This window comes from Nonomuraea sp. GTA35 (assembly GCF_041950525.1).
Classification (GTDB): domain Bacteria; phylum Actinomycetota; class Actinomycetes; order Streptosporangiales; family Streptosporangiaceae; genus Nonomuraea.
The window spans coordinates 242,131-268,591 of record NZ_JBGNUV010000003.1; the positions used below are offsets into that span (position 1 = coordinate 242,131).

The window sequence follows — 26,461 nt, forward strand, 5'->3', positions numbered from 1 at the left end:
CTGATGGATGGAAGGGTTACGGGGGTTCGAGGTGTCGCAGGTGGAGAACGTCGTCGGGGACCGGGTGCTGATCGCCATGCAGGCGGTCAACATCTCACGGCTGTCGACCCATCCCGTGCCCACCGTCCCCGGCACGCTCATCGTCGTGGCCGGTGCGGGGCCCAAGGACTCCAACGGGGCGGGCAAGTCCTCGTTCATCGCCTCGATCACCGCGCTGCTCGGTGACGAGCAGTGGCGCTTCGCCTCGGGCGCCAAGGCGGTGTCGGAGCTGCTGTTCAACGCCGAGCTGGCCAGCGGCGCGGGGGCCCGGCAGTGGGCCAGCGCCGATCACGGCTACATCGTGGGCGTCTTCGGGCCGCCCGGCATGAACGGCTTCGACCCGGCCCCTCCGCCGGACGGCACCGACGGTGAACGCGCCACCGCCTCGGCCCCCTCCGGTGACGTGGCCCGAGGCACGACGGCCGGTGGGGCGGCCGGTGGGACGGCTTCCGGCGCTGGGCTCGCGCTCGCCGGGGGCGGTGACGGTCGCGGTGGGAATGGCGGCGGCGGTGCTGAGCTCGTGCTCGGGGAGGCCGACGGCGGCGGTGGGGAGCTGTTCGAGGTGCCCGACACCTCGGGCGGGGCGCTGACCGTGTGGCTGAAGGTCAACCAGGAGGCGCCGCACCTGGAGATCCGCTGGCGGGAGGGTGTGCACCTGGCGGCGTCCCCGTCCGAGGCCGAGCGGGTGGCGCGGGCCGACGAGATCTGGGCGTCACTGCCGAGGTCGGCCGGGCGGCGCGACGTCGTGGCCCGCGACCTGACCAAGGTGCTCTACGGCGACAAGGTCAGGTGCGTGTCGTTCCTGTCCACGTCCGTGCGCAGCAAGGTCGCCACCAACCTGCTCTCCCAGCCGCTCAACGAGATCACCCCTGAACGCGTCTTCGAGGCCATCGCCGCGCTCACCGGCCTGGACGCCGAGCTGGAGCAGGAGCGCGAGGCCCGTCGCGACGAGCACGCCAAGCGGGTGCGGGCGGCGCAGGCGGCCGAGCGGCTGGCCGAGTTCGAGGCGGAGTCGAAGGCGCTGCTGACCACGTTCGACCGGCGGGACCAGGCGCGCGTGCGGCTGGCCGACGCGCTGCGGTGCTGGCGCGGGCGGCAGGCGCGCAAGCTGGCCGACGCGGCGGCCAAGGACGAGGCGCTGGTCGCCGACCTCGAACGGCACCGCGCCGCGGGCGAGGCGGCGGGCGAGGCGATCGCCATGGTGAAGGCGGAGATCGCCACGCTGCGCGAGGACACCCTCGACCGGCAGGTCTCGCAGGCCCGCAAGGAGCTGTCGGCCCTGCAGGCGCGGGCGGCCAAGCTCGACGCCGACCGCGCCGTGGCGGAGAACTCCGCCGACGAGCTGCGCGGGCTCATCCCTGGGCTGGAGGAGACCCGGCGGTTCGCCGACGGGCGGGACGTGCCCGCGGCCGAGCGGGAGCTGGGCGAGGTGCGGCTGCGGCTCAACGAGGCGCTCAAGGCCCTGGGCGTGGCCGACCAGGAGGTGGCCTCGGCGCAGGCCGCGCTGGACGACGCCGAGGGCGGCCCGGCGGCGGCCCAGCTCAACGCGCTGGCGGCGGCCGGGATCGGCGCCACCGGCCTGCTGGACGCCCTGGACGTGGCGGAGCAGGCCCGCGACGCCGCCCACACGCCCCCGACGGCCCTGCCCGGCTCTCGTGCCGGTGCCGGTGCCGGTACGAGAGCCGGTGCCGCGGCTGGTGCCGGTACCGCGGCCGGCGCTGGGGCCGGGCTTGCGCTGGGTGAGCTGCGCGGGTGGCCGAACGAGCATGCCGTGATCGTGGACGCCTCCCAGCTCGACGAGGCCGCCGCGGCGCTGGCGGAGCTGCCCGGGTCGGTGCTGGTCAGCGCGGCCGGGGTGAGCGTCGTGGGGGCGTTCGACGGGGTGGCGACCGGGCGGGAGGCCCGGATCAAGGCCGCCGAGCAGCGGCTCAACCGGGCCAAGGACGTGCAGGAGAGCGCGGCGCAGGCCGTACACGACGGGGAGGAGGCCGTCGCGCAGGCGCAGCGGCGGCTGGAGGGGGCCAGGGCCGGGGTGCGCCTGGCCGAGATCGAGGCCAAGCTCGGCGAGCGGCGGGCCAGGCTGGGCGAGCTGAACGCGGCCATCGAGGAGCTGACCCCGAAGGTCGCCGAGGCCGAGCGGCAGGCGGGCGCGCTGGACTTCCGCGCGCGTACCAGGGACATGGAGATCGAGCGGCTGGAGGGCCGCAGGCACCGGCACGAGTCCGAGCGGGCGCAGGCCCGCGACCAGGAGGCGAAAGTCGGGGCGGAGCGGGAGGCGCTCAAGCTCGGCGCGCTGGCGGCCGACTGGGGCGGCACGGTCGAGACCGCCCGCGAATGGCTGGAGGCGCTGCCCGAGGAGGAGCGGCCCAGGGCCGCCGAGGAGTGGTGGCGGGTCGCCGAACGCCACCTCGACCAGGCGTTGCGCGACACGTTCCCGTCGGATGACGAGGCGGAGATCCCGGAGGAGCTGCGGTTCCTGCTGAGCGAGCGGGAGGGCAGCACGGCGCGCGAGCAGGCGACGTTCCCGGCGGTGTGCGGGGCGCTGGCGTCGTACCTGCGGGGGCAGGAGGAGTACGAGCGGCACCAGCGGCGGCAGATCGAGGCGCAGCTCGTCTCGCGCCAGCGGGACCTGGCGGCGGCGGCCAGGGGCGCCGAGGAGGCGGCCCAGTCCACGGCCGTGCACCGGGCGGCGCTGACGGCGGCGATCAAGGCGCGGCTGGCGCGGGTGGCCGAGGAGTTCGACAAGCTCGACACCTCCTACGGCGGTTACGGCGCGACCCTCGAGTTCCCCGTGCCGCCCGCGCCGGCCGATCCCGAGCAGCGCTGGCAGTGGCGGGTGACGCCCAAGTGGCGGCGGGGCGAGGGGCAGGGGTTCGTGCCGTACAACCGGCGGGCCAACACGGCGCTCATGGACGAGAAGGCCGTCAAGCTGGTGTGCGCGGCGGCCATCGCGTCGTCCGGTGGCGGTCACCTGTGCCTGGTGCTCGACGAGCTGGGGCGCAACCTGGGCAAGGAGCATCGGCGGGAGGCCGTGGCGCTGTTCAGGAGGATCGGGGAGACGTACGGGATCACGGTGATCGGGGCGTTGCAGGACGACATGGAGCCGTACGCGATCGACGCCTGCGGGCAGTACATCAAGCTGCGGCGGTCGTCGGACGCGATGCCGTACAACGAGCCGCCGGTGATCGTCGGGCACGACCAGCACGCCGAGCGGGTGCGCGCCCTGGCGGCGTACGTGGATCGGGGCACGCCCGCCCTCACCTGATCGGCGGGCCCGGCGGTTCAAAGCGACCTCACCTGATCGGCGGGCCCGGCGATCCGAGGCGACCTCACGCGATCGGCGGGCCGGTGTAGGAGGCGCGGAGGCGGAGGAGGGAGCCGCGTTCGTACTCCTCCATGGCGTGGGCCAGCCAGCCCGCGACCCTGGCCACCGCGAAGATCGCCTCTCCGGCGCCCGGCACCATGCCGCTGACGGCGGACAGGGTGGCCAGGGCGAAGTCGATGTTGCGGTCGGGCAGGCGGCGGCGTCGCATCTCCGCCAGCACGGCCTCCCCCGCGGCGATCCGCCCGTGCCCGGGCGCGGCCTGCTTGACCAGGTCGAGCAGGGCGGCGCCGCGGCCGTCGCCGTTCTTGTAGACGCTGTGGCCGAAGCCGGGGATGCGCTCGCCCCGCCGCACCCGTTCGGCGATGGCGCGGGCGGCGTGGCGGGGCTCGGCGATCTCGGCCAGCAGGCGTTCGGCGCCGTACGACGCTCCGCCGTGCAGCGGGCCGCCCAGGACGCCGAGGCCGGTCAGGACCACCGCGTACGGGTCGGCCTTGGCGGAGGCGGCCACCCTGGCGGCCAGCGTGGAGGCGGCCAGCTCGTGGTCGGCGAGCAGCACCAGCGCGGCCTCCATGGCCGTGAGCAGGGCCGGGGTGGCGGGGTGCGGGCACAGGCGGGACCACAGGCGCTCGGCGATGGAGTCACCCTGGGGGTCGCTCAGCGGGGGCGGCGCGTCCACCAGGCCCGCGATCAGGCGGCGGCCGGTGGCGGTGACCGACTCGGGGTCGAGCTGGTAGCGGAGGGTGTCGGACGCGCCGAGCACCGTGGTGATCACCTGGAGCCGGTCGAGGGGCAGCAGGTCGTCGGGCAGCCCGCGCTGCGCGGTGACGGCGGCCCGCAACCCCTCCTCGGGCTCGCACCGCCACGGCCGGCCACCCCGCCTCACCCCACCCCGCTCCTCGCCCGCACCTTCGGCGGGCCTGCCGCCCTGCCTCTCCCTGCCTCGGTCCTCGCCCATGCCCTCGGCAGGCCGGCCATCCCGCCTCGCTCTGCCTCGGTCCTCGCCCGTGCCTTCGGCGGGCGGGCGCCAGACTGCCGGGTCGCCGGTCCACAGCCACTCGGCGACCGTCTCGAACGAGGCCGTGCCCGCCAGGCTCAGGACGTCGATCCCCCGGTAGTAGGGCCGGTCGACGCCGAGCGCCGTCACGGCCGACTCGATGACGAGCTCCGGCGGCTGGCTGCGGGGCCGGCCCCGGCGCGCGAGGCGTTCGATCTCCTCGGCCGAGAAGAGGCTGCGCCGCCCGTCCTCACCGTGCCGCCGCTGCAGCACCCCCCGGCTCACGTACGCGTACAGCGTGGCGGGCTTGACGCCCAGTCGCTCCGCCGCCGTGGCCGCGTCGATCCACTCCACAGCCGCCCAGCCCTCCCATAGTTGACGAAAATCAATATTGATCCACGTTGAACGCGCATGTCAACGTGAGGACATGCCAAAAGTTCACTTCCTCGACGTCACCAACCGGGACGGCGTGCAGACCGCACGCACCGGCCTGTCGAAGTTCGGCAAGACCATGGTCAACTTCTATCTGGCCAAGTTGGGGGTGGCTCAGTCCGAGATCGGCTTCCCGTTCCTCTTCCACGAGGTCCCGTACGTCCGGGCGCAGGTGGCGCTGGCACAGGCGGGGGCGTTCGGGGAGCTGAGGCTGTCCGGGTGGTGCCGGGGTGTGCCGCAGGACGTGGAGAAGGCCGCGCCTCTCGGCCTGAAGCACTACAACCTGTCCATCTCGACGTCCGACTACATGATCCAGAACAAGTTCCGCGGCCGGCTGGACAGGGACGCGATCATCAGGGAGATGACGGCGGCGGTCCGCGTGGCCAAGGACGCGGGCGCGCTCACCGTGGGGGTGAACGCCGAGGACGGCTCCCGTACAGACGACGGGTTCCTGCTGGAGTTCGCGCTGGCGGCCAAGCAGGCGGGCGCCGACCGCGTACGCTACTGCGACACCATCGGCGGCGACACGCCCGACCGGATCCGCGAGCGCTTCGCCAAGCTGGCCTCCGCCACCGCGATGCCCGTCGAGACCCACTGCCACAACGACCTGGGCATGGCCGTGGCCAACTCCGTTTCCGGCGCGCTCGGCGACCTCGACGCCGGGCAGGACGCGTGGATCAACACCTGCGTGAACGGCATCGGCGAGCGCTCGGGCAACGCCGACCTGCTCTCCACGATCCTGGCCTTCCGTCACGGGTTCGGGCTCGAGTCGGCCCGGATCGGGGACGCGCTGAACCTGGAGTGGGCCCGCCGGTTCGGGCTGTGGGCGAGCTACGCGCTGGGGCAGCCGCTGCCGTACAACCAGGTCGGGGTGGGGCGCAACGCGTTCGCGCACGAGTCGGGCATCCACGCCGACGGCGCGCTGAAGGACCACGGCAACTACGAGCTGTACGACGAGGCGACGCTGGGGCCGTTCCCCTGGGACTGGCACGCGCGGCCGGGCCGGGTGGTGCTGACCGGCGAGTACGGCGGCAAGGCCGGGTTCCGCCACGTCATGGAGGGGCTGGGGGTGGAGGTGGCCGACGAGGAGGAGTCGTTCCGGCTGGTGCAGCTCTGCAACGCGATGACGGGCAGGCCGCTCACGGACGACGAGTTGCGTCTGATCGCGGCCTACCCGCGCGAGTTGTCGCTGATGTTCCCCGGTTACGCCTGACCGGCGGCCGGTCAGGCCCGCCGCTCACGCGGCCGGAGCCTGACGAGCACCCGGCCCGGCCTCTCCCGCGGCCGGCACGCTGTGAACGGCCTGGTCAGGGGCCGGCGCGTCGTGAACCGCCTCCCCGGCGGCCTGCGCGTCGTGAAGGGCCTCCTCGGGAGCAGGCACATCGTGAACGGCCTCCCCGGCGGCCTGCGCGTCGTGGACGGCCTCGCCGGGAGCAGGCGCGTCGTGAACGGGTTGCTCGTGCGCCGCAGCCGGGCGGGCGGGCTCGTTCGCCTGGTCGGCGGCCAGCGCCTGGCGGAAGTCCTCGTCCGCGTGCTCGATCGCCTCCAGCCGCACCGTCTCGCGCCGGAAGAGCCCCGCCAGCAACCAGTCGGCCAGCACCGCGGCCTTGTGCCGGGCCGTCGGCACCCACCCCAGGTGGTAGGCCCGGTGCGCGAGCCACCCGAGAAGGCCGGTGAGCTTGATCCGGTACACCTGGGCGACCCCCTGGTGGTGGCCGAGCCCGGCGACCGAGCCGAGATAGGCGTGCCGGTACGGCTTGAGCCGCCGCCCCCGCACGTACGCGACCAGGTTCCGCCCCAGCAGCTTGGCCTGCCGCACCGCGTGCTGGGCGTTGGGCGCGGTGAACTCGCCCGGCCGGGTCAGGTCGGGCACGGCGGCGCCGTCACCGGCCGCGAAGGCGTCCTCGACGCCCGCCACCGTCAGGTACTCGGTCGCGAGGAGCCGCCCGATGCGGTCCACGGGCAGCCCGCTGGCCGCCGCGAGCGGGCTGGGCCGCCCGCCCGCCGCCCACACCACCGTGCCGGCGTCGATCTCGGTCCCGTCCGAGAGCACCGTCACGCCGCCGGCCAGCGAGGCGAGCCGGGTGCCGAGCCGCACGTCCACGGCGCGCTTGCGCAGCGCGTCCACGGTCCAGCGGCCGAGGTCGGGGTGCAGCTCGGGCAGGATGTGGTCGTTGGCCTCGACGAGGGTCCAGCTCAGGTCCGCGGGCTCGATGCCCTCGTGGTAGCGCACGGCCTCGTCGGCCAGGCCCTGCATCTCGGCCAGCGCCTCGACGCCGGAGAACCCGCCGCCGACCACCACGAACGTCAGCGCCCTGCGCCGTACCTGCTCGTCGTCGGTCGAGGCGGCCGCGGCGAGGTTGGCCAGCACGCGGTTGCGCAGGTGCACGGCCTCGCCGATGCTCTTGAAGCCGACCGCGTGCTCGGCCAGCCCGGGGATGGGCAGCGCGCGGGTGATCGAGCCGGCCGCCATGACGAGGATGTCGTACTCGATCGTCCTGGCGGGGCCCTGGACCGGCTGGAAGTCGGCGCTGCGCGCCTCGTGGTCCACCCGCGTGACGCGCCCGGTCAGCACCCGCATGCCCTTGAGCACCTGCCCGAGCGGGGCGGCCACGTGGCGCGGCTCGATCGAGCCGCCGACCGCCTCGGCGAGGAACGGCATGTAGGTCATGTAGCCGCGCGGGTCCACCACGGTGACGGTCGCCTCGCCGGAACGGACGAGCTTCCGCAGCCCCATCGCGGCGTACATGCCGACGTATCCGCCACCGACGATCAGGATGTGCTTCCTCATTGCCCCGTCTCCTTTCGGGTTCTTCACCCCATGGACGGGACAGCGCCGCCGTTTGTGACAACTTCCGGCGGCGAGGTCTCAGAGCGACCGGTCACCGGTCTCCGGCAGGGCCAGCAGGCAGAGCAGGCTCAGCAGGGCCATCGCGGAGACGTACCCGCCGATCGCCATGACGCCCAGCCCGCCCGCCTGCATGCTGGTGGCCACCAGCGGCGGCACCGCGCCGCCGAGCACGCCGCCGAGGCTGTAGGCGACGGACGCGCCGCTGTAGCGGTACTCGGTCTTGAACAGCTCCGGCAGGTACGCCCCCATCGGCCCGAAGACGAGCCCCATCAGCGCGAGCGCCCCGGCCAGCGCCAGCCCGACCAGGAAGATCGAGCCGGTCTCCATCAGCGGGAACATCACCAGCCCCCACGCGATCGCCGCGGCCGTGCCCCAGATCAGCGTCCGGCGGCGGCCCAGCCGGTCGGACACCAGGGCCGAGACCACCGTGCCCGCCGCCATGAACACCACGCCGACCATGGTGAGCGCGAGCATCGTGGTCCGCGGGATCCGCAGGGTGTCGGTGCCGTAGGCCAGGCAGTAGGTGGTGGCGGTGTAGAAGAGCGTGTAGGCGACGGTCATGGCGCCGGCGCCGAGCAGCACGCGCCGCCACTGGTGCCGCATGAGCCCGGCGAACGGCACCTTGGCGATCCGGCGCTGGTCCATGGCCGCCTGGAAGACGGGGGTCTCGGAGATCTTCAGCCGCACGTACAGGCCGACGACGACCAGCAGCAGGCTCGCCACGAACGGCAGCCGCCAGCCCCAGCTCTCGAACTGCCCGTCGCTCAGCACGGCGCCGAGGATCAGGAACAGCCCGTTGGCCACGATGAATCCGGCCGACGGGCCGAGCTGCGGGAACATCGCGTACAGGCCGCGCTTGCCGGGCGGCGCGTGCTCGGTGGCCAGCAGCGCCGCGCCGCCCCACTCGCCGCCGAGGCCGATGCCCTGCGTGAAGCGCAGCAGCACGAGCAGCACGGGCGCGATCACGCCGATCGAGGCGTAGCCGGGCAGCAGGCCGATCAGCACGGTCGACAGCCCCATCACCAGCAGCGAGACGACCAGCATGGACTTGCGGCCGACGCGGTCGCCCCAGTGCCCGAACACGGCCGAGCCGAGCGGCCGGGAGATGAACGCCACGGCGAACGTCGAGAACGAGGCGAGCGTGCCCGCCACCGAGTCCATCTCGGGGAAGAACGCGGTGTTGAGCACCAGGGCCGCGGCGGTGCCGTAAATGTAGAAATCATAGAATTCGATCGCGGTGCCGATGAGGCTGGCCGCCGCGATCCGGGACCGGCTGGGCGCCGCGGTCTGGGGGGAAGTCGTCATGAAATGTGTCTCACTATGCGGACTAGCGTCTTGTGAAGCGATACGCAGACGCTACCACCTGCGCAATGTCACGTATCAACCACTGGGAGGGGCACGGGTTTGGCCGTCGATCTGGTGATCTTCGACTGTGACGGGGTTCTTGTGGACAGCGAGCCGATCTCCGTACGCGTGGGCACCGCCGCGCTGCGGCGGCTCGGCTGGGACATCGACGAGACCGAGTACGCCGAGCGGTTCGTCGGCTGCACCAACGAGTACTGGGCCGAGCAGGTCGGCCAGACCCCGCCGGGCTGGCGCGAGCAGGTCAACGCCGACTACGCCGCCGCGATCGCCGCCGAGCTGTGCGCGATCGACGGCATCGAGGCGGCGCTCGACCGGCTGTCCATCCCCTACTGCGTGGCCTCCAACGGCCGGCACCCGACCATCCGCCGCAGCCTGGAGCTGACCGGGCTGGCCGGCAGGTTCGACGGGCGGGTGTTCAGCGCCGAGGACGTCGCCAGGGGCAAGCCGGAGCCCGACCTGTTCCTGCACGCCGCGGCCACGATGGGCGCCGAGCCCGAGCGCTGCGTGGTGGTGGAGGACAGCCCGTTCGGCGTGACGGCGGCGATGCGCGCCGGCATGCGCTGCTTCGCCTTCGCCGGCGGCCTCACGCCCCCCTCCCGGCTGACCGGCCTGGGCGCGACGCTCTTCCACGACCCCGCCACGCTGCCCGACCTGATCGCCGCCCTCGACTGACAGCCGCGCGCGTACGGGCCGGGCTCCCCCGGCCGCTCGGCGCCGGCCCGCCGCACCACGTACGGTGAGGCCATGCCTTCAGGTACGCAACGTCCTTACGTGGTGGCCCACGTCGCGGTGTCCGCCGACGGAGCTACCACGGGATTCCAGCCGGACGTCGCCCGGTTCTACCAGCTCGCCCAGACCTGGGAGGAAGACCTCACCCTGGCAGGGGCTGACACCATCCTCGCCCAGGAGCAGGCGCTGGCCGGCGCCGAGCAGCCCGGCCCCGCGCCCGACGGGCCGCTGCTGGCCGTCGTGGACGGCCGCGGCCGGGTCAGCCAGTGGGAGGCGCTGCGCGCGGCCGGCCACTGGTGCGACGTCGTGGCCCTGCGCTGCCGCGCCACTCCCCCGCGCCCGGCCGGCCTGCCGGTGCGCGAGCTGGTCACGGGCGCCGACCGGGTCGACCTCGCCGACGCGCTGCGCACGCTCGGCCGCGACGACGGGGTCGGCGTCGTGCGGGTCGACAGCGGCGGCCGGCTCATCGGCGCGCTGCTCGCGGCCGGGCTGGTGGACGAGGTCAGCCTGCTCGTCCACCCCTGCCTGGCCGGCGAGCGCGCCACCCGCTTCTGGTACGGCGACCGCCCCGCCGCCGCGCCGCTCACCCTCATCACCGCGCAGAGCCTGCCGGGCGGCCTCGTCTGGCTCCGCTATCACCCCTGACGGGTGCGGCCGTTCTCGTCCAGGTAGTCCCGCCACGACCGCTTCGGCGTCCAGCCCAGCAGCCGGTGGGCCTTGGCGCAGGAGATGCCCGAGGCGTCGGGGCGGGCCAGCGGCCGCAGCTCGATGCGGTCGCCGAAATAGCGGCGCAGCATGGCGGCGAAGTCGTGCCCGCCCGCGTTGTCCGGCGAGGCGATGTAGAACACCTCATGCCCGGGTAGGTCCGACTCGGTGGCCAGCACGATCGCGTCCGCCAGGTCGTACACGTCGATGTAGCTCCACAGCCCCGCCCCGGCCTGGGAGCTGTCGCGGACCTGCGGGCCGAGGTTGCGCTCGTAGTTGCCCTCGTGCTGCACCCAGCTCGGGCGCAGCGAGATGCAGCGGATGTCCGAGCGGCGCACCGCCGCGTCCATGAGCTGCTCGCCGAAGTGCTTGGCCAGCGCGTACGGATCCTGCGGCCGGATCGGGTGCTCCTCGTCCACCGGCGCGTAGTCGGGCAGGAACGGCCGCTCGGCGAAGAAGAACCCGGGGACGGTCTCGCTGGAGATGTTCACGAACCGCGGCACCCCGAACCGCACCGCCGCCTCGAGCACGTTGAACGTCGCCATCAGGTTGTTCTGGAACACCACCTGCGGCGCGTTGGCCGTCGGGTCGGGGATGGCCGCCGCGTGCACCACCGCCTCGCACCCGCGTACGACAGCGAACGCCTGCCCCGCGTCCGTCAGGTCGGCCTGCACGTAACGCGGCTCGCCCGGCTCGCGCCGCTCCCAGACCGGTCGCGTCAGATCGGTGGCGGTCACCTCGTGACCCGCCGCGACCAGGGCGCTGACGGCCGCCCTGCCGACCTTGCCGTGGGCTCCGGTGACGACGACACGCATCGATGACTCCTCAGGGGTAGATCCGGGGTGGTGCTGTCAGACTCCCACGGCCTTGAGCGTGGAGCCCGTACGCGTCTTGTTCACCTTGAGCTGCGCCGTGATCCTGGAGCGCAGCTCGGCCACGTGGCTGACGATGCCCACGGCCCGGCCGCCGTCGCGCAACCCGTCGAGGATGTCGAGCACGCCGTCCAGTGTGTCCTCGTCGAGCGTGCCGAACCCCTCGTCCACGAACAGCGTGCCCAGCTCCGCCCCGCCCGCCTCCGCCGTGACGACGTCGGCCAGGCCGAGCGCCAGGGCCAGCGAGGTGATGAAGCTCTCGCCGCCGGACAGCGTGGCCGGATCCCGGTCGACGCCGGTCCACCCGTCGGCCACCCGCAGCCCGAGCCCGCCGCCCGCGCGGGCCCGCGAGCCCGCCGTCTTGCGCAGGTCGTGCCGCAGCAGGTAACGGCCGCCCGACATGTGGTCCAGCCGCTCGTTCGCCGCCGCCACCACCTGCCGCAGCCGCTCGCCCAGCACGAACGACGACAGGCTCATGCTCCACTGGTTGTCGCCGGAGGTGCCGCTGGCCAGCGCCGCCATCCGCTCGGCCAGCCGGTGCCTGTCGGCCGCGGGACGCCAGCGTTCGATCCGGCCGGACAGCTCGCCGCACAGCTCCGCCAGCCGCCGCGCCCGCGCCTCGGCCCGGTCGCGGGCGCTGGCCAGCCTCGTGTACGCCTGCTCCAGCCCGTCCCGCTCGGCCCCGATCGCCGCCAGGTCCGGCGCCGGCTCCGCCGCGGCGGCCACCAGCTCGGGGTCGGCCAGCACGCCGGTCACGGCGGCGTGCTGGTCGTCCAGCCTGCGCAGCAGCTCCGCCTTGCTCTCCCGCTCGGCCAGGCTCCGGTACGCGGCCTCCGCCTCCCGCACGTCCCCGAACCCGGCCTCCTCCGCCGCCTCCTCGGCCGCCCGCCTGGCCCGCTCCAGCTCCTCCCGGGCCGCCACCGCCGCCTGCGTGGCCTCCAGCGCCTCGCGCAGCAGCTCCGCCTCGTCGTGCAGCCTCGACAGCCGGGCGGTCAGGGTGACGTCGTCGCCGCGTGCCGCGTCCAGCCTCGCGCTCAGCCTCCCGGCGTCGCCGCTCAGCTCCTCGTGCCTGGTACGCCCGGCAGCCAGCCTCGCGGCGACCTGGCGGCCCCGCTCCTCCAGCTCCTGCCTCTCGCGCCGGAGCCCGGCGGCCTCCTCGGCCAGCACCCGCTCCCGGCCCGCCGACGCCTCCAGCCTCCGCAACTCCCGCTCGGCCTCGGCCAGCACCCGCTCACCGTCCACCTCCCCGGCCTCCGCCCCGGCACCGCCGTACGCCACAGCGGCGTCCGTGCCAGAACTGCCCTGCGCCTCAGCGGCGTCTGCGATGACACCTCCGCCCGCGGCGGCCACCGCGCCGGAGGTGACGGCTTGGGCGAGCTGGGTGCGGACGCGGCCGCGTTCGGACTCCAGGTGGCGGTGGTGGGCGCGGTGGGCGGCGAGGGCCTCGGCGAGCTCCCTGGACTGGTCGCGGACCCGTTCGCGCTCGATCTCGACGCGTTCGAGCGCGGCGGCCAGGGCGGGCTCGCGGTCGGCCACCGCCTGCAGGCGGGAGACCTCCTGCTCGGCCAGCTCCACCCGGTCCTCCGCCGCCACCACGTCCAGCCCGCCGGTGGCCTCGACCGCGTCGGCGTGCCGTGACTCCAGCGACGCGAGCGCCCGCTCGGCGGCCTCGCGCTCGGCCAGGGCGGCTTCGTGGGCGCTCTCGGCCTCCTGCTCGTCGTCGGCCGAAGGAGCACTCGCGGCCGGCGAGGCCGGATGAGGGTGGTGCTCGGAGCCGCAGACCGCGCACGGCCGCCCTTCGGCCAGGTCGCGCGCCAGCTCGGCCGCCATTCCGTCGATGCGGGCCTGCCGCAGGTCGAGCCAGCGCTCCCGCGCCGCCTGCGCCTGGTCCACCAGCACCTGGTGCGCGGCCACGGCCGCCTCCAGCTCCGCCGCCAGCGCCTCCCGCCGGTGGGTGGCCTCCAGCGCGGCCCTGGCGGCGTCGAGGCTCGCGGTCGCGGCGGGGATGGCCGCCGCCTGCGCGCGTACCTCGGTCAGGGCGGCGCTCGCGTCGGCGAGCCGTCCGGGCAGCTCGGCGTCGGCGGCGGCCACCTCGGCCTCGCGCTGTGCCAGCGCGTCCAGTTCCACCGCCAGCCTGGCCAGCTCGCCGTCGATCTCGATCAGGTGGGCGGCGGCGTCGCGTACGGCCCGCGCGGCCGGGATCCTGGCGGCGTCCACCCGCGCCTCGGCCAGTCTGGCCTCGGCCTGCTCGATCAGCCCGGGCAGCACGGCCAGCCGCGTGGCCACGGCCTCGTCGGCGCGTACCAGCTCGGCCAGCTCCTGCTCGACGCGCAGCAGGTCGCGCCGCACCACCGACAGCCTGGCCTCCTCGGTGAGCAGCTCGGACAGGCGGGCGATCTCGTCCTGCCGCCGCCGCTCCAACCCGGCCAGCTCGGCCACGGACGGCTCCGCGCTCCGGTACGCCGAGGACCGGCCCGTGTCCCGCTCGTCCGTACCGCCTGGGCTGTGAGCGGACGGCGCTGCGAGGTCCTGATCCGGGGCATGACCGGATGACGCCGTGAGGTCCTGATCCCCGGCCAGGCCGGTGGCGGAGTCCTGATCGCGGACCAGACCGGCGGCGGAGCCCTGGTCGCGGGCCGGGCCGCCCTGGTCGCGAGCGAGGCCGGTGGCGGAGAGGAGGGGGCGGGCGCGGGCGAGGGCGTCGGCGGCCAGCGTGCGGGCCTTGGTGGCGGCCTCCGCGCGCTGGCGGGCGGCCGTGATGAGCGGGACCACGCGGTCCGCCCTGGCGGCGTCGTCGAGGATCGCCTGCAGGTCGGCGCGCTCGTCGGCGCGCTCGTCGAGGGTGCGGCGCAGGGTGAGCGCCTCGGCGTGGCGGCGCTGGCGGTCGGCGAGCGCGGCGGCCCGTTCGAAACGCGTCCGCGCCGCTCGCAGCGCCTGACCGGCCGCCGCGTGCTCCTCGTCGGCGCGCAGCACGACGGCCCGCGCGGCCTCCAGCAGGGCGCCCGCCCACCGCACCGGGTCGGTCTCCGGCGACGGCACCTCATCGCCCGCGCCACCGCCGTCCTCCGGCGCTCCGCCGCTCACCGCGCCGGCCCCGGACGGGCTCGGCCGCGCCGCAGCGGGCAGGTCGAACAGGGCCGGTGGCGCCGCAGGATCATCCGTCGGCGCGGCCGGCGCAGCAGGCACAGGCACATCGGACGCGGGCGCGGACGAAGCGGGCGCGGAGGACTCAGACGGGGCGGACGCGGGCGCGGCGGGCCCGGACCCGGCCGACGCAGGCGCGATGGACCCAGACGGGGCCGACGCAGGCGCGGCGGAGATGGGCGTGGCGGAGGCGGTCAGCGCGGCGGGCAGGTCGTCGCCCGCGGCCTCCTCCACCCGCTTGATGGCGAAGTCCACCTCCTGCCGCAGCTCCTGCGCCTCCCGCCAGGCAAGCTTGCGGTGCTCGGCCAGCCACGACTCGGCCGAAGTGAAGATCTTGACGGTGAACAGCCGCTCCAGCAGCTTCGACCGCTCATCCCCATCAGCCCGCAGGAACCGCGCGAAATCCCCCTGCGGCAACATGGCCACCTGGCAGAACTGGTCGGCGTTCATCCCGAGCAGCCCGCCCACCAGGTCCCCGGCCTCGTCCAGCCGCGTCGTCAGCCCGTGCCAGTCGCCCCCCTGCCACTCCGACAGCACGACCTTGGACTTCTCCTCGGTGACCCCGGAGCCCCGCAGCTTGGGCCGCAGCCAGGCCGGGGAGCGCTGGATGCGCAGTAAGCGCCCCCGGATGGTCACCTCCAGCGTGACCGACGGCCCCACCGACGGCGGGGCGTGGTCGCAGCGCAGGCTGCGGGCGCTGTTGCGCTGCCCGGGCACCTGGCCGTAGAGGGCGAAGCACAGCGCGTCGAGGATCGTGGTCTTGCCCGCCCCGGTGGGCCCGTGGACGAGGAAGAGCCCGGCCGCCGACAGGGCGTCGAAGTCGACCGTCTCGGTGCCCGGGAAGGACCCGAACGCCGTGAGCGTGAGCCTGTGCGGCCGCATCTACGCCATCGTCTCCTTCACCCTGGACGCCTCGATGGCCTGTCTTAGCAGGTCTTCCTCCTCGGGTGCGGCAGGCTCGCCGCGCACCTCCCGAACGAAGTCGAGCGCCACCTCCGCCTCCGGCCGCCCGCTGAGGCGTACGGGCTGCGCGGCGGGTGCGGCGCCCACCGGGTCGAAGGAGAGGGCGAGGGTGTGCGGGAAGCGGGCGCGGAGCCGGTCCATGGCGGATTTCGGGCGCACGGCGTCGGTGAGCACGACCTGCAGCCAGTGATCCTCGTAGGCCGCGTACGCGGGCAGCGTCAGCAGCTCCTCCAGCTCCCCGCGCAGCCGGCCGACCGGGCGCGGCACCGGAGCGGGGACGAACTCCGCCCCCTCCCCCAGCGTCACCAGCCACGACCCCTTGAGCTGCCCCACCTCGGAGAAGGAGTACGCCAGCGGCGAGCCGGAGTAGCGCACGGTCTCCGACATGCGCTGCCGCCCGTGCAGGTGGCCGAGCGCCACGTAGTCGACCCCGTCGAACGCCCGCAGCGGCACGTGCGCCACCCCGCCGACGCTGATGTCGCGCTCGCTGTCGCTGGCCTGCCCGCCCGTCACGAAGCAGTGGGATAGCACCACCGACGCCCGGTGGCGTGCGGCATCGGCCCTGATGCGCGTCATCGCATGCGAGATCGCCGCCGTGTGGCTGCGGTCGGGCAGCTCCCACTCGGCCCGCACCAGCTCGGGCTCCAGGTAGGGGATGCCGTAGAAGGCGACGCCGTCGACCAGCACCGGCTCCCACGACTGGCCGGGCGAGGTGCGCACGTGCACCCCCGCCGCCTCGAACAGCGCCGAGCCGAACCGCAGCCGCAGCGCCGAGTCGTGGTTGCCGCTGATCAGCACCACCCGCGCCCCGGCCCCGCGCAGCCGCCCGAGCGCCTCGTCGAGCAGCGCCACCGCGTCGACCGGCGGCAGCGCCCTGTCGTAGACGTCGCCGGCCACCGCCACCACGTCGACCCGCTCGGCCCGCACCGTCTCCACCAGGTGATCGATGAACGCCGCCTGCCCCGCGAGCAGGCTCTCCCGGTGGAAGGAGCGCCCGAGGTGCCAGTCGGAGGTGTGCAGGATCCGCATGTCGCAGGAAGCTAACAGGTCTCACCGACAAATGAGGTACCTCCAGTCCCACACGCTGGGAGTAGGCTGGAAGATCAGCGGGCAAAACAACGCACATGGGGAGGCCAATGCGCACTGGCCGTGGCACCTTGAGCGTCGCCGCCGGTCTGGTGCTGGTGGCTCTCGCTTCGGTCGGATACGTACTGCCACCCGCGTTCGACCCACCGCCGCTCAAGGTCGATCCAGCCTTCCAGGCGATCCCGGCGCAGCCCGCCGGCGAGCTGAAGCCTGTGGTGGCCGCCGATCCCGTCCGCAGCGAGGAGATCTCGATCCCGGCCGAGGCCCAGCGGCTGGAGGGCACGCTCCGGGTGCCGCTCACCCCTGGGCGCCACCCGGCGATGGTGTTCGTGTCGGGCTCGGGCAACGGCTCGCGCACGGAGTTCACGCCGCAGGCGGAGTTCCTGGCCAGGGCGGGCGTGGCGACGATCGCGTTCGACAAGCGCACGATCGGCTACAACTTCCGCGACCGCGACTTCGGCCTGCTCGCCGACGACGCGCTGCGGATGGTGGAGTACCTGCGCACCCGTCCCGAGGTGGACCCGGCGCGCGTCGGCATCTGGGCTGTCTCGGAAGGCGGCTGGGTGGCGCCGATCGCGGCGGCCAAGAGCTCGTCGGTCGGGTTCATGGTGCTGGTGTCCTCGCCGAACGTCTCCCCGCTGCGCCAGGTCGCCTGGGCGCTCAACGAGCAGCTCCTGCGGCTGCGCGCCCCCATCGGCGCCCGCGACCTGCTGACCAGGGCGATGGGCGGCGTCGGGTTCGACTTCCTGCGCTACGACGCGATGCCCGCGTTAAGCCAGGTCAAGCAGCCGATCCTGGCCTTCTACGGCACCACCGACCCCTCGATCCCCTTCGTCGAGTCCACCAAGGCGCTCATCACGGCGATGCGCAAGGCGGGCAACGACGACTACACCATCCGCTTCATGGCCGACGGCGACCACGCCATGCGCGTCAAGGGCGGCCCCTTCACCAAGGGATACCTCGAGACCCTGGCCAACTGGATCAAGGGCCTGCCCGGCACGTCCAGGCCCGCCGTGCACATGGCCGGCGCCACCCCCGTCCAGCGGTTCGAGGCCAGCGACGTGCCCGCGGCCCCCTGGTACGCCGGCGGCACGATGCTCGGCCTGACCATCTGCCTGGCCGCCGTCGGCTACGTGGCCGGCCCGGTCGCCGCCGTGGTCGTACGCCTGCGCCACCGCCGCCAGACACCCGTCGAGACCAACGCCAGGCTGTGGCCGCCGATCAGGCGCAGGCTCAGCCGGATGGCCTGGACCGGGCTGGGCCTGCTGGCCTCGGTGGTGGCGTTCATCACGCTGCTGGTGCTGTTCTCGGTCAACCAGGCGGGCGCGTGGCCCGCCGTGCTGGCCGGCTGGCTGGTCGTGCGCCTGCTCGCCGTGCTGATGCTGATCCAGGAGGTCACGGCGGTGGCGGCGTACGTCTCGGCGCTGCGCGAAGGGCTGCAGCCGAGCCGGTGGCAGCACGTGGCCGTCGGGGGCGTCCTCGGCGGCACCGGCCTGCTGCTGGTGGCCGCCGCCTACTACGGCCTGTTCTCGTTCCCCTGGTGACCCTGGGCATCAGGGTGACCCTGCCCTAGATAGGCGTTCATCCAGCGGTCCAGCTCGGCGAAGACCTGCTTGCGTGCGGGCTCGGCCGACAGCACCAGGTCGTGCAGCCCGTCCGGGATCCGCACGCACGTCACGTGCGGCCCCAGCGCGGTGGACCAGCGGGCGACGTGCCGCGGGTCGAGCACGATGTCGGCCGAGCGGGCCTCCGGCACGAAGTCGCGCACCCGCAGCCCGGTCGAGGAGGCCAGCACCAGCACCGGCACGTCCACCGACAGGCCCTGGTGCAGCCGCCGCTGCGCCCGCCGGATCGCGGCCAGCCACATGGCGTGCACGGAGAAGCCGCCCAGCGGCTTGAGCTCCAGGTCGTAGTCCCACTCGCCCTGCTCGTTGCGGTGCAGCGTCTGCCCGTAGACGGTGCTGGAGCCCAGCGGCAGCACCCGCCGGCTGTACGACAGCGGCGTCCTGAGCAGGTCGGCCGCCAGCCGCAGCGGGGCGGGCACGTTGAGGTCGAAGAACGGGCTGTTGAGCACGAGCCCCTGCACCAGGCCCCGGCCGCGCACCCGGTCGGCCCACAACGGAGCGATCAGGCCGCCCGTGGAATGGGCGTTGATCGTCACCTCGTCGTGGTCGCGGCGGATGATCCGCACGGCCTCGTCGATCTCCGGGAAGTAGTCGGTGACGCTCCTGATCAGCCCCCTGGTCTGGTGCGGCAGCAGCGATCGGCCGTACTTGCGCAGGTCGAGCGCGTAGAAGTCGATGCCGCGCTGCACGTAGTGCTCGGCCAGGTGGTCCTGGAAGAAGTAGTCGGTGAACCCGTGCAGGTAGAGCACCGCGCGGCGGGTGCCCGCCTCGGCCCTCCTGCTCACCAGCGTCGCCACGACCTGGCCCTCGAAGTCGTCGGGCATGGGCAGCACGGTGATCTCGTACATGCTAGACACCATAGGGATCGTCCGGCCACGACGGCACTCCGGGCGGCAGATCCTGGCTCACCTTCATCGGGAAGTCGGCCTGCCGCTTGTCCAGGAACGCCGTCACCCCCTCCACCGCGTCGGCCGCGCCGCCCAGCTCGGTCATGAGGCGGGAGTCCGCCGCGTGCGCCTGCCACGGCGAGGACGCCGACAGGCCCGACCACATCAGCCGCCGGATGGCGGCCACGGAGACGCCCGAGGTGTTGTCGGCGATCTCGCGGGCCAGCGCGTACGCCGCCGGCAGCAGTTCCCCTTGCGGGAGGACGCGCGAGACCAGCCGCCCTTCGAGGGCTTCGGACGCGGGGAAGACCCGGCCGGTCGCCGCCCACTCCATGGCCTGGGCGATGCCCACGATCCTGGGCAGGAACCAGCTCGACGCCGCCTCGGTGACGATCCCCCGCCGCGCGAACACGAACCCGAACCGCGCCGTCTCCGACGCCAGCCGCACGTCCATCGGCAGCGTCATCGTGACCCCGACCCCCACGGCCGGCCCGTTGATGGCGCCGATGACGGGCTTGAGCGAGCGGGCGATCCGCAGCGCGACCGTGCCGCCGCCGTCGCGCGGCGCCCCGTCCACCGTCTCGCCCTCCTGACGGTGCCCGAACGTGCCGCCCCCGCCGCCGAGATCGGCACCGGCGCAGAACGCCCGGCCCGCGCCGGTCACCACCACCGCGCGCACGTCGTCATCGGCGTCGGCGAGATCGAAAGCCTCGATCAACTCCCCGCGCATCGTAAAGGTGAACGCGTTGAGCCGTTCGGGACGCTTCAATGTGACGGTGGCGATGCGATCGGTCACCCCGTACTCGATCTCCGTGAAGGCCATGCCCCGAATCTTATTCGGTTACTGATGTTCACCCTCCGATAAAGACATATTTCGTATCTGATGCATAGGCTGCCGCCTCTATGGGAGCCTGAGGCGACCGCACCCATGCGGTTCACCGCAGGTTGCGGACTTTGCGCCTATGGTGGAATTCGCGGGGAAACGGGGAAGGCGTGCGGCAGGCTAAGGAACCATCGAGCGCCGGAGCGGTCCTCGGGTGGCTGGTGCTGGCGGCACTCGCACCCGGGGCCGCTCACCTGCGTGCCGGCTGGCGCAGGACAGGCCTCGTCCTCATCTCCCTGTACGCCGTCCTCCTGCTGGGCCTGCTCGCGTTCGTCCTCACCAACGACATCGGCAACCTGGCCGGCTCGATCACCAAGGACTCCTGGCTCGCCACCATCATGTTCGGCACCATCGCCCTCGGGGTGGCGTGGTTCGCCATGATCGTCCACTCGTTCGTGGTGCTGCGGCCCGGCCGGCTGGCGCAGTCGGCGCAGATCCTCACCGGCACCGTCGCCGGGCTGCTCGCCGTCGCGGTCGTGGTCCCCTTCGGGTTCGCCGCACAGACGGCCAGCACCTCCCGCCAGGCACTCGACAACATCTTCCAGGCCCCCGAGAACGAGGGCGAGACCCCGGCCCCCGAGCCCAAGCCCGAAGACCCCTGGGCCGGCCGCGACCGGGTCAACATCCTGCTGCTGGGCGGCGACGCCGACGACAACCGCGTCGGCGTCCGCACCGACAGCATGAACCTCGCCAGCATCGACGTGAAGACCGGCAACACCGTCCTGTTCAGCCTCCCCCGCAACCTCGAGGACGTGCGCTTCCGCCCCGGCACCCCGATGGCCCGCCGCTTCCCCAACGGCTTCGACCTGCCCAAGGACGCCAACGGCGGCGCCAGCGACCTGCTCAACAGCGTCTGGGAGTACGCCGACGCCCACCCCGAGATCTTCGGCGGCAAGCAGCACCAGGGCCCCAAGGTCCTCATGGACACGATCGGCTACACCCTCGGCCTCAAGGTCGACTGGTACGCCCTGGTCAACATGTGGGGCTTCGCCCGCCTCATCGACGCCATCGGCGGCGTCACCATCACCGTCGAGCAGGACGTCATCTTCGGCAAGTACAACGAGGGCCTGGTCAAGGCCGGCACGCGCAAGCTCAAGGGCGCCGACGCCATGTGGTACGCCCGCTCGCGCACCTACAGCGACGACTACACCCGCATGCGCCGCCAGCGGTGCGTGCTCGGCGCCATCCTCGACCAGGCCGACCCCGGCACGGTGCTGTCCAGGTTCAACCAGGTCGCGCTGGCCACCAAGGAGCTGATCAGGACCGACATCCCGCGCACCTGGCTGGAGCACCTCGTGCCGCTGGCGCTGAAGGTCAAGGACGCCGAGGTGACGAGCGTGCAGTTCGTGCCGCCGCTGATCAACACCGGCTACCCGGACTGGGAGAAGATCCGCGACGTCGCGGCCAAGGCGGTCCGCGATTCGACCCGCACCAAGGCGCCCGTCGCCGCCTCCGCCAGCCCGTCGTCCTCGTCCCCCGCTTCGTCCGTGCCCTCCTCGTCGGCCTCGCCTTCGCCGAAGAAGACCAGGAAGCCCGCGAAGGAGACCGGTGACGACCCCACGAAGGGGCTCACCGAAGGGTGTGGGAGCTCGGCCGCGAAGGGCTAGCCGCCTCCTTTACGTTGTAGATCACAGCAGCGCCCCGGCGAGCCGCCGCCAGTGCGGCATGGCGGACGCGCCGCGCGCGAGAACCTGGATCCCGACGTGGTCCGCGCCCGCGTCGAGGTGGTCGTGCAGCCTGCGGGCGATCGTGTCGAGGTCGCCCCAGACCACCAGGTCGTCCACCAGCCGGTCACTGCCGCGACCGCCGTCGATGTCCGCCTCGGTGTAGCCCAGCCGCAGGAACTTGGCGATGTTGTACGGCGTGGTGAAGTAGGGGTGCAGGTGCTCGCGGGCGAGCTCCCGCGCCCTGCCGGGGTCGCTCTCGAACAGCACCGCCTGCTCCACGCCGAGGAACGGCCCCTCCCCCAGCGCCTGCCGCGCCTGCGCCGTGTGCCGCACCGTCACGTGGTAGGTGTGCGCGCCGTCGGCCCGGTCGCGGGCCAGCTCCAGCATCTTCGGCCCGTACGCCGCCAGCAGCCGCCGCATCCGCCCTCGCGGCGCGGGAACGGCGTCCGCCGCCGCGTCCATGGCGTCCAGGTAGCCGCCCATCGCCTGCAACGGCTTGGCGCCCGGCCGCTTGGCGCCGCCGAAGCCCAGGCCGAGCAGGTGACGGCCGGGGTAGGCGTCGGCCAGGAGGGTCGCCGCGCTCTGCGTCCACCGGGGCTCGCGGGACCAGATCTGCGCGATGCCGTTGACGACCTTGATCCGCTCGGTGCAGGACAGCAGGAACCCCGCGTGCGTCATGGCCTCCCGCCCCCGCAGCTCCGGCACCCAGATCGCCTGCCAGCCCAGCTCCTCGAGCTCCCGCACGGACTCGCGCATCGCGCTCGCCGGCAGGCCGTCGAAGTCGAACGTCCAGACCCCGAACCGCCCCAGGTCCATGCCCTCGATCGCACCCATGTGCCCTCCATCGACATATCGCTTATTTTCGATATGAGCGTACATGATAGGACACGGATGCCGGTGACCCGGTGGTCAGAGCGCGTTGCCGAGCACCTCGACCAGGCGAGAGATGCGCTCCTCGTCGCGCCTGTAGTGCGTCCACTTCCCGACCCGGGTGGAGCGCACCAGCCCGGCGCGCTCCAGCGAGGCCATGTAGGCGGAGACGGTGGACTGCGCGAGGCCGAGCTTGGCCTGGATGTGGCTCACGCAGACGCCGACCTCGTGCGGGTCGGCGATGCCGGTCTCCACCGGGAAGTGCGCCTCGGGGTCGCGCAGCCACTGGAGCACCTGGAGGCGCACGGGGTTGGCGAGTGCCTTGAAGACCTCGACGAGGTGCGCGGAGGTGTCGTCCTGAGCCATCGGTACGAGTATAGGCCGACATTTCGCGGAACTTCGATATGAGGGAGAGGGGCCGGAATGATCGCGAGCCCGGGAGGGGCGCAGGAGACCCGGCATGAGCGCGGGAGCGTAAAGAACCTGCCTCGCCGCTGTGGCGTACCCGGCCGGACCCGGGTGGGTCGTGGTCTCCTGGGCCGGAAACTCGTCACCCAGGAGGTCCGACATGCGCCGCCGCGCTCAGCTACTGCTCGCCACCGCCGCCCTGGCCACCGTGCTCGTGCCGCTCGTCCCCATGAACACCCCGGCGCCTCCCGGGGTGATCAGCGGCACGCAGGGTGTCCGTCACGCGCTCATGCGGGCGGGCCAGGGTCTCTACCTGCTGTCCGACGTCATCGGCGGCATCAACTGGCATCACCAGCTCACCCTCTGACGCCGCCGGGCTCACGCTCCGGCGTCACGCGCGAAACGACTCCTTCGACAGGCGCCGCACCCGCGTCTCGTCGATGTCGTGCCCGAGCCCCGACTGGGTCAGCGGCACCGCGATGACCCCCGCGTTCGCGCCGACGATCGGGGTGACGATCTGGTTCTGGCGGGGCGGCTGCGTGACGTCGCACGGCAGCGTGCAGCCCGGCAGGCTGGCCACCGCCACCGTGGCCGCCCTGGCCAGGCCCGCCCCCTGGCCGCCGGTGCACTGGATGTCCCAGCCCGCCGCCGCGGCCTTGTCGTGGGCGCGCCTGACCTCCGACAGCGAGGCGAACGCGGCCGGTCGCAGCAGCAGGACGCGTGCCGCCCGCAGCGTCAGGTAGTCGTCCAGCTCGGCGGACGAGCCGGCCTCGACCGCCACCGAGGCGGTCACCTGGTCCTGGAGCGAGGCGTGGGCGTAGACGTCGGAGGTGGCGAAGGGCCGCTCGATGACCTCCAGGCCGTAGGAGTCGAGCGCGACGAGCTGGCCGAGGTCGGAGTAGGCGTTGCCGCAGTCGACGGCCAGGGTCAGCGCGGGGTACGCCTGCCGCACCGCGCGTACGGGCTCGACGTCCCAGCCGGGCCTGACGTCCAGCGTGACGTGCCCGTACCCGGCGCAGACCTGCTGGTTGACCCGGGAGACGAGGCTCTCGACGGACGGGTCGGGCGCCAGCCGGACCGTGGCCATGAGCGAGGTGCGGGTGCCGCCGATCGCCTCGGCGAGCGGCACCCCGCGCATCCTGGTCCACAGGTCCCAGCAGGCCATGTCCACCGCGGAGTCGCCGCCGGCCACCGTGTCGGGATGCTCCCAGTCGACCCCGACCAGCAGTGCCGCCAGCGACTCCTCCAGCCTCGACCAGGCCTTCGCCGCAGGAGCGGTCGTCTCGCCCCATCCGGTCATGCCCCCGTGGTCGGTGAGCTTCACGAGCAGGGTCTCCGTCCTCCTGCCGTACGGCAGGACCAGCCGGAAGACCTCGAGCTCCCGCACTCGCGGCATGTACCCCCCTTATGACGCGGTTCCCTCCATAGTGCCCGCTGCCCGGGAGTGAACGAAACGCGGGGCCAGCACGGCGCCCAGAACCGCGAGCCCGATGGTGAAGGCGAGACCGACCGCGTAGTTCTGCGCGGCGGCGGTGAACAGGGCGCCGCTGACCGCGACGGCCACCACGGTGAACACCGACTCGCCCACGCCCACGGCCGCGGTGTTGTTGCCCTCCTCGCCCTCCTTCGACATCTCCAGCACCAGCACCGACACGGTCGGGTGCAGCACGCCGATGCCGAGGCCGACGGCGGCCATGCCCACGTGCGCGAGCACGAGCGGCAGGGGATCGATCAGGACGAGCGTCACCAGCGAGATGCCGGCCGCGATCAGCAGCGCGCCGCCGCGCAGGGCCGCCATGTTGCCGATCATGCCGCGGCCCTTGAGCCAGGAGCCGGTGGACCAGCCGAGCGCCCCGATGGTGAGCACGATGCCGGCCGCGGTGACGCTCAGGCCGCGCTCGTACTTGAGCATGAGCGGGATGAGCACCTCGGCCGCCGTGTACGAGCCGAACGCCAGCCCGCGCAGCAGCGGCCCGGTCGGCAGGCCGCGGGCGGCCCGCATCGAGCCCGGCAGCAGCAGCTTGGGCAGCGACACGGCCAGCAGGACGATGCCGGCGGCGAGCAGGGGCAGGCCGGCGAGCTGGAGCGCGCTGCCGTACTGGATGAGGGCGGCGGCGACGGCGGTCAGGGTGGCGAAGACGAGCTTGCGGCCGAGGCCCGGCGCCGGCGCGGCGACTCCCTCGTGCACGGCCCTGCCGGCGGTCCCGCGCCAGAGCAGCAGCGCCGACGGGACGACGATCACCGTGACGCCGAGGAAGATCCACCGCCAGTCGAGGTTCTCGGCGATGAAGCCGGCGATGGCCGGGCCGATCATGGAGGGCACCACCCAGGCCGCCGAGAACGCGGCGAACACCCGCGGATGCATCGCGGGCGGGTAGGCCCTGGCCACCAGCACGTACAACGCCACCTGCGTCAACCCGGTCCCGAGCCCCTGCACGAACCGGCCCGCGACGAACAGCTCCATGGTCGGCGCGAGCCCGGCCAGCAGCAGCCCCGCCACGAACGTCACCACGCCGGCGCCGATGGGCTGGAGCGGCCCCCGCACGTCGCTCCACCGGCCGCCCAGCACCGTCGCGATCACGCTGGCCGCCAGGGTGGCGCTGAAGGCCAGGTTGTACAGGTGCATGCCGTCGAGCTCGCGCGCCACCACGGGCATGGCCGTGGCCACCGCCATGGCCTCGAAGGCCTGCAACGTGACCAGCGCGACCAGCCCGACGCTGAGCGCGCGGTACTGCGGCGAGACCACGCTCGCCGGAGTTCCCACGGGACTTTCAACAGTCGTTGTCATACCGGCAAACTATGGCGAAGGCCCAGGTCAGCACATCGGGCGCAGGGCCTAGGCAATTCGGCCTAAGGCCCTGCCGTCTACGCCTTGGGCATGCGCGCCTCGATGCCGTCGAGCAGCAGCTCCAGCCCGTAGTTGAAGCGGTCCTCGCCGTCGCCGGCGGTCAGGTCCTTCACGTGCTTGCTCAGGTGCGGGAAGCGCTCGCGCGGCAGGCCCTCGTAGTAGGCGATGATCTGCGCGACGAACGCCTGGAAGTACTCCTCGGGCCCGCTCATCCCGGCCGCGCGCATCCGCGCCCAGTGCAGGGAGCCCTCGTAGGCGTCGCCGACCAGGTAGAGCGTGAGCCGGTCCATCGCCAGGGACGCTTCCACCGGGGGCATGCCGGCCTCGATCAGCAGCCCGTACGTGAACTCGCCGGCGAGCAGCGAGCTCTCACCCGTCGGGATGTTCGCCAGCGCCGCCCTGGCCACGTCGGCGTGGTCGCGGAAGACGCGGTGCACCTCCAGGGCGTACTCCCGCAGTTGCTCCTTCCAGCGGGCCGGGTCGGGCTCCGGCAGCCGCACCTCGCTGAGCACCCGGTCGTAGATCAGCTCCAGCAGCTCCTCCTTGCCGGACACGTGCGCGTACAGCGAGGCGGGGCCGGTGTCGAGCTCCTGGGCCACCCGTCTCATGCTCAGCGCGTCGAACCCCTCGGCGTCGAGGATGCGCAGCCCGGTCTCGACGATCAGCTCCTGGCTGAGCTGCTGCCGCTTGACCTGCGCGGGGCGGCGCGACTTGCGCCACGGGGGCGCCGGCACGTCTCGGGAGTCCTTGCTCATACGAACACTGTAC

20 protein-coding genes are annotated in these 26,461 nt (G+C 73.3%); 7 read left to right on the forward strand and 13 right to left on the reverse strand.

Going from position 1 to position 26,461, the window contains the following annotated elements:
* Positions 1 to 7 precede the first annotated feature (7 nt).
* Positions 8 to 3,304, forward strand: coding sequence for a chromosome partitioning protein ParA (locus tag ACBJ32_RS14320; RefSeq protein ID WP_375127114.1), 3,297 nt, complete (start codon positions 8 to 10; stop codon positions 3,302 to 3,304).
* Between the two features lie 64 nt (positions 3,305 to 3,368).
* Here ACBJ32_RS14320 and ACBJ32_RS14325 read toward each other — a convergent pair whose 3' ends face one another.
* Positions 3,369 to 4,712: a citrate synthase gene (locus tag ACBJ32_RS14325; RefSeq protein ID WP_375127115.1), complete on the reverse strand. Its 1,344-nt coding sequence runs from the start codon at positions 4,710 to 4,712 to the stop codon at positions 3,369 to 3,371.
* A 73-nt stretch (positions 4,713 to 4,785) separates the two neighbouring features.
* Here ACBJ32_RS14325 and ACBJ32_RS14330 point away from each other — a divergent pair, with 73 nt between their 5' ends.
* A complete protein-coding gene (locus ACBJ32_RS14330; RefSeq protein ID WP_375127116.1) occupies positions 4,786 to 6,003 on the forward strand; it encodes a LeuA family protein in 1,218 nt (405 codons plus the stop codon).
* Between the two features lie 24 nt (positions 6,004 to 6,027).
* On the opposite strand, the gene ACBJ32_RS14335 is transcribed toward ACBJ32_RS14330, so the two are convergent.
* Together ACBJ32_RS14335 and ACBJ32_RS14340 are read right to left on the reverse strand one after the other, a co-directional pair.
* Positions 6,028 to 7,581: an FAD-dependent oxidoreductase gene (locus tag ACBJ32_RS14335; protein WP_375127117.1), complete on the reverse strand. Its 1,554-nt coding sequence runs from the start codon at positions 7,579 to 7,581 to the stop codon at positions 6,028 to 6,030.
* Positions 7,582 to 7,659: 78 nt separating this feature from the next.
* Positions 7,660 to 8,946, reverse strand: coding sequence for an MFS transporter (locus tag ACBJ32_RS14340; protein WP_357869162.1), 1,287 nt, complete (start codon positions 8,944 to 8,946; stop codon positions 7,660 to 7,662).
* 99 nt (positions 8,947 to 9,045) lie between these two features.
* On the opposite strand from ACBJ32_RS14340, the gene ACBJ32_RS14345 reads away from it, so the two are divergent.
* Together ACBJ32_RS14345 and ACBJ32_RS14350 are read left to right on the forward strand one after the other, a co-directional pair.
* Positions 9,046 to 9,678, forward strand: coding sequence for an HAD family hydrolase (locus ACBJ32_RS14345; protein WP_375127118.1), 633 nt, complete (start codon positions 9,046 to 9,048; stop codon positions 9,676 to 9,678).
* Positions 9,679 to 9,750: 72 nt separating this feature from the next.
* Entirely contained in the window at positions 9,751 to 10,380 is a 630-nt protein-coding gene (locus tag ACBJ32_RS14350) for a RibD family protein (protein WP_375127119.1), read from the forward strand.
* Here ACBJ32_RS14350 and ACBJ32_RS14355 read toward each other — a convergent pair.
* Genes ACBJ32_RS14355 through ACBJ32_RS14365 form a run of 3 tightly spaced genes read right to left on the reverse strand, consistent with a single transcriptional unit; the run spans position 10,371 to position 16,448 of the window.
* Positions 10,371 to 11,255 (reverse strand): NAD-dependent epimerase/dehydratase family protein, encoded by an 885-nt coding sequence (locus ACBJ32_RS14355; protein ID WP_375127120.1) that lies wholly within the window; start codon positions 11,253 to 11,255, stop codon positions 10,371 to 10,373. The genes ACBJ32_RS14350 and ACBJ32_RS14355 overlap by 10 nt on opposite strands.
* 36 nt (positions 11,256 to 11,291) lie before the next feature.
* Positions 11,292 to 15,338 carry an AAA family ATPase gene (locus tag ACBJ32_RS14360; protein ID WP_375127121.1) on the reverse strand — a complete coding sequence of 1,349 codons (4,047 nt, stop codon included), beginning with the start codon at positions 15,336 to 15,338 and terminating at the stop codon, positions 11,292 to 11,294.
* Positions 15,339 to 16,448, reverse strand: coding sequence for an exonuclease SbcCD subunit D (locus ACBJ32_RS14365; RefSeq protein ID WP_357869147.1), 1,110 nt, complete (start codon positions 16,446 to 16,448; stop codon positions 15,339 to 15,341). It lies immediately after the preceding gene.
* Between the two features lie 107 nt (positions 16,449 to 16,555).
* Here ACBJ32_RS14365 and ACBJ32_RS14370 point away from each other — a divergent pair, with 107 nt between their 5' ends.
* Positions 16,556 to 18,049 (forward strand): alpha/beta hydrolase family protein, encoded by a 1,494-nt coding sequence (locus ACBJ32_RS14370; protein ID WP_375127122.1) that lies wholly within the window; start codon positions 16,556 to 16,558, stop codon positions 18,047 to 18,049.
* On the opposite strand, the gene ACBJ32_RS14375 is transcribed toward ACBJ32_RS14370, so the two are convergent.
* Both ACBJ32_RS14375 and ACBJ32_RS14380 read right to left on the reverse strand, forming a co-directional pair.
* Complete coding sequence (locus tag ACBJ32_RS14375) at positions 18,022 to 18,978, reverse strand: alpha/beta hydrolase (RefSeq protein ID WP_375127123.1); 957 nt, start codon at positions 18,976 to 18,978, stop codon at positions 18,022 to 18,024. The genes ACBJ32_RS14370 and ACBJ32_RS14375 overlap by 28 nt on opposite strands.
* Position 18,979: 1 nt before the next feature.
* Positions 18,980 to 19,840: an enoyl-CoA hydratase-related protein gene (locus ACBJ32_RS14380; RefSeq protein WP_375127124.1), complete on the reverse strand. Its 861-nt coding sequence runs from the start codon at positions 19,838 to 19,840 to the stop codon at positions 18,980 to 18,982.
* A 170-nt stretch (positions 19,841 to 20,010) separates the two neighbouring features.
* Here ACBJ32_RS14380 and ACBJ32_RS14385 point away from each other — a divergent pair, with 170 nt between their 5' ends.
* Positions 20,011 to 21,507 (forward strand): LCP family protein, encoded by a 1,497-nt coding sequence (locus ACBJ32_RS14385; protein WP_375127125.1) that lies wholly within the window; start codon positions 20,011 to 20,013, stop codon positions 21,505 to 21,507.
* Positions 21,508 to 21,528: 21 nt separating this feature from the next.
* Here the strand turns inward: ACBJ32_RS14385 and ACBJ32_RS14390 are convergent, their stop codons facing one another.
* Both ACBJ32_RS14390 and ACBJ32_RS14395 read right to left on the reverse strand, forming a co-directional pair.
* The gene (locus ACBJ32_RS14390; RefSeq protein WP_375127126.1) at positions 21,529 to 22,401 is read right to left on the reverse strand and encodes a TIGR03620 family F420-dependent LLM class oxidoreductase; all 873 of its coding nucleotides are present in this window, start codon (positions 22,399 to 22,401) and stop codon (positions 21,529 to 21,531) included.
* Between the two features lie 75 nt (positions 22,402 to 22,476).
* Complete coding sequence (locus ACBJ32_RS14395; RefSeq protein WP_357869131.1) at positions 22,477 to 22,803, reverse strand: metalloregulator ArsR/SmtB family transcription factor; 327 nt, start codon at positions 22,801 to 22,803, stop codon at positions 22,477 to 22,479.
* 202 nt (positions 22,804 to 23,005) lie between these two features.
* Here ACBJ32_RS14395 and ACBJ32_RS14400 point away from each other — a divergent pair, with 202 nt between their 5' ends.
* Positions 23,006 to 23,212, forward strand: a complete 207-nt coding sequence (locus ACBJ32_RS14400; protein ID WP_375127127.1) for a hypothetical protein — start codon at positions 23,006 to 23,008, stop codon at positions 23,210 to 23,212.
* 24 nt (positions 23,213 to 23,236) lie between these two features.
* On the opposite strand, the gene ACBJ32_RS14405 is transcribed toward ACBJ32_RS14400, so the two are convergent.
* The 3 genes from ACBJ32_RS14405 to ACBJ32_RS14415 all read right to left on the reverse strand — a co-directional run bounded on the left by ACBJ32_RS14405 (position 23,237) and on the right by ACBJ32_RS14415 (position 26,448).
* Entirely contained in the window at positions 23,237 to 24,241 is a 1,005-nt protein-coding gene (locus ACBJ32_RS14405) for an enolase C-terminal domain-like protein (protein WP_375127128.1), read from the reverse strand.
* 9 nt (positions 24,242 to 24,250) lie between these two features.
* Positions 24,251 to 25,633: an MFS transporter gene (locus ACBJ32_RS14410; protein ID WP_375127129.1), complete on the reverse strand. Its 1,383-nt coding sequence runs from the start codon at positions 25,631 to 25,633 to the stop codon at positions 24,251 to 24,253.
* 77 nt (positions 25,634 to 25,710) lie between these two features.
* Complete coding sequence (locus tag ACBJ32_RS14415) at positions 25,711 to 26,448, reverse strand: TetR/AcrR family transcriptional regulator (protein ID WP_375127130.1); 738 nt, start codon at positions 26,446 to 26,448, stop codon at positions 25,711 to 25,713.
* Positions 26,449 to 26,461: the final 13 nt, after the last annotated feature.